This window comes from Mycobacterium sp. (genome assembly GCF_025965855.1).
GTDB lineage: Bacteria > Actinomycetota > Actinomycetes > Mycobacteriales > Mycobacteriaceae > Mycobacterium.
Genome location: NZ_JAOPWB010000272.1, coordinates 1 through 2,872 on the forward strand (window position 1 = coordinate 1; position 2,872 = coordinate 2,872).

Below are 2,872 nucleotides of genomic sequence, written 5' to 3' on the forward strand. Positions count from 1 at the left end.
TCGAGGATTTCGGTCCGGCTCAGCGCGCGGCGGGGATTGCGCATGAGGAAGCGAAGCAATTCGAACTCGGTTGACGAAAGCGATATCTGGGTGCCGCCGCGGAGGACCTCCCGGCTGGCGGTGTCGACGTGCAGGTCGCCGATTTTCAAGGATTCGGCGGCGGGCGGGGTCAGCTGAGCGGAGCGGCGCAACAACCCTCGCAGCCGCGCTACCAGCTCCTCGAGACTGAACGGCTTCGTCATGTAGTCGTCCGCGCCGGCCGTCAGGCCGGTGACGCGGTCCATGACCGAATCGCGGGCGGTGAGGAACAGCGTGGGGGTATAGGCGTCGGATTCGCGGATTCGCTGCAGAATCCGCAGGCCGTCCACGTCTGGAAGCATGATGTCGAGCACCAGGACGTCGGGGTTGACGTTCTCGAACTTCGCGATGGCCTCGCGGCCGTTGTGGGCGATGTCGACCATCCAGCCTTCGTAATGCAGCGCCATCTTCACCAGGTTGGTCAGCGCGGGCTCGTCGTCCACCAGCAAAACCCGGATCGGTGAACCGTCGGCACGATAGATGCGGGGCAGCTGCCCCAGAATGGCCTGGCGTGGCCGTTGGCTGCCTGCGTGTCCCGACATCACGGTCATGTTCCTACATTCTCGCAAGCGCACATGCGGTTGTCACGGACTTCATAGAGTTCTCAAATAAAACTCCGTTCGGTGGCTCACGCCCGACGCCACTCAAATATGTGCGTTATATCTGTTTATCAGTGAAGTTGAGAAGAGTTGAATTCCCAAAAATATTGGCATGCAGAGTCATTGGTCTGACAGAACCGAACCGCTCCGAATGGTGGTCCTCCAAATCAACGTCCTACAAACGCATTTGATTGATTATGGGACACTGCGCTTCAGCGGATGCCGTCGGAGCTCGACACGTACGCCCGACGGCCGAGGACGAAGGTGTCCCGATCTTCGTTACCGGTGAGTTACGTGAAGTTACGAATGTTGGTAACGCTAAATGTTTTTGGTAGCGCGGCTTGCGAGCGGGCCATCGAGAACGGTTTTGGCGACGGCTGGTGATTTCCGGGACTTCGGTTCTACGGGCCCCTCGACGGTCGCCAGAGATGTGATCGATCCAACTCCTTCCGAACGGTTGTTGCCGACGGCCGTCGACGCGGAGGTCCGTGCGTTCGCCGGCGCGCCGCGTCACGATCGCCGCCCACGGTCCGTGGGTCTCGCGCGGCCTTCCCGGCGTTGCGACGCGTTGTCGACCACTACGACGTTCCGCGGCAGCAAAGGCAACGACGCCGCTCCCGCGCAACAGGATCAGCAAACTCGGGCGAGAGATAAGGATACGCAATGGACTTTGGCGCGTTGCCACCGGAGATCAACTCCGGTCGGATGTACTTGGGGCCGGGACCCGGTACCTTGTTGGCCGCCTCCGCGGGGTGGGAATCGCTGGCCGCCGAGCTGACCGACGCCGCCAGCGGCTACCAGTCGGCGATCGCCGGCCTCACCGACGAGTCGTGGCTGGGGTCGACGTCTATCGATGGCCGCCGCGGTGACGCCCTACATATCGTGGATGGCCGCCACCGCCGGGCAATGCGAGCAGGCGGCCGCCCAGGCCACGGCCGCCGCGGCCGCCTTCGAAACGGCGTATGCGATGACGGTTCCGCCGCCGCTGATCGCGGCCAACCGCGCCCAGCTCGTGGCGTTGATCGCGACCAACATCTTTGGCCAGAACACACCGGCGATCATGGCCACGGAGGCCGAGTACAGCGAGATGTGGGCCCAGGACGCGACGGCGATGTACAACTACGCCGCCAATTCGGCTTCGGCGTCGGCATTTTCGACGTTCACGCCGCCGCCACAAACGACCAACCCGGGCGGGCTCGCCGGCCAGGCCGGCGCGGTCGCGCAGGCGACCGGCACCCAGGCCGGAAGCAATGCGCAGACGACCACGGCGCAGTTGATTTCGTCGGTGCCCCAGGCCCTGCAGACGCTGGCGACCCCGGGCGCGGCGTCCGGGACAGGGGTGCCGCAGGCGGCGGCGGGCACTGCCGCGTCGCTGGGATCGTCGGGGGCTTCCGCCCCGATCAGTGCGCTATCGAGCCTGACCGGCGCGTCGGGCAAAACCGCCACCAAGAGCGCCAGCACCAGTGCGGGGGTCTTCTCCGGCTTGACCTCGAGCCTCACTTCTCTGCTGGGCGGAAATAGGGGCGCCATTAGCCTGGACGCGTTCGGCTTCGGCTCCGATGTGGCCGGCTTGGGTGCCGATGGTGCGGGCCTGGGCGCCGACGGCGCCGGACTTGGTTTCGACGGATATGGCACATCCCTGGACTTGGAGGGCGCCGGCTCGCTTATTGGTGCCGAGAGGTCCGGTGGTCTTCCCGGCGGCGCGGGCATGGGGGACCTGGGTGGTCTGGGACAGGGCGCCACGGCGGGCCTCGGTCACGCGGCCTCGCTCGGCACGTTGTCAGTGCCGCCGAGTTGGGGCGACGCCGTGTCGTCGGTCACGCCGCAGCCCGCTCTGGACGCCAACGTCATGTCGGGTGGCTGGGGCGACGCGCCGACCGGGCCATCAGCGGCGCCCGGCGCGGGCATTTCCAAACTGCCATTGGGCGGCATGGTCGGCCGCGAGTCCGAGGGCGCGGTTCAGCGGATCGGGTTCCGCTCCTCGCTGATTCCGCGCTCGCCGGTCGCCGGCTAGCGCGGCCGGCAGACAAACGACGGGGCCGCACACCGGTCGGTGTGCGGCCCCGCGCTGAAGTTGCGAGTTAGGCCCAGCTGGACCCGACGGCGCTGTCGGTGCTGGACATGTTGCTGCCCGCGGTCTGCACCTTCTGGCCGTGGGAGTTGGCCTGCTCGTAGATCACCTGGAAGTTGCGACC

At 66.2% G+C, this 2,872-nt stretch carries 1 protein-coding gene and 2 pseudogenes; 1 reads left to right on the forward strand and 2 read right to left on the reverse strand.

The window, feature by feature from the left end; translation table 11 throughout:
• Positions 1 to 629 (reverse strand): response regulator transcription factor (locus JWP83_RS22890; RefSeq protein WP_297735244.1); only part of this gene is annotated, 629 nt, incomplete at its 3' end.
• A gap of 711 nt (positions 630 to 1,340) precedes the next feature.
• Between JWP83_RS22890 and JWP83_RS22895 the strand changes: the two are divergent.
• A pseudogene (locus tag JWP83_RS22895) lies at positions 1,341 to 2,691 on the forward strand (PPE family protein).
• Between the two features lie 67 nt (positions 2,692 to 2,758).
• Here JWP83_RS22895 and JWP83_RS22900 read toward each other — a convergent pair.
• Positions 2,759 to 2,872, reverse strand: a pseudogene (locus JWP83_RS22900) (type VII secretion protein EsxI); the annotation flags it as partial.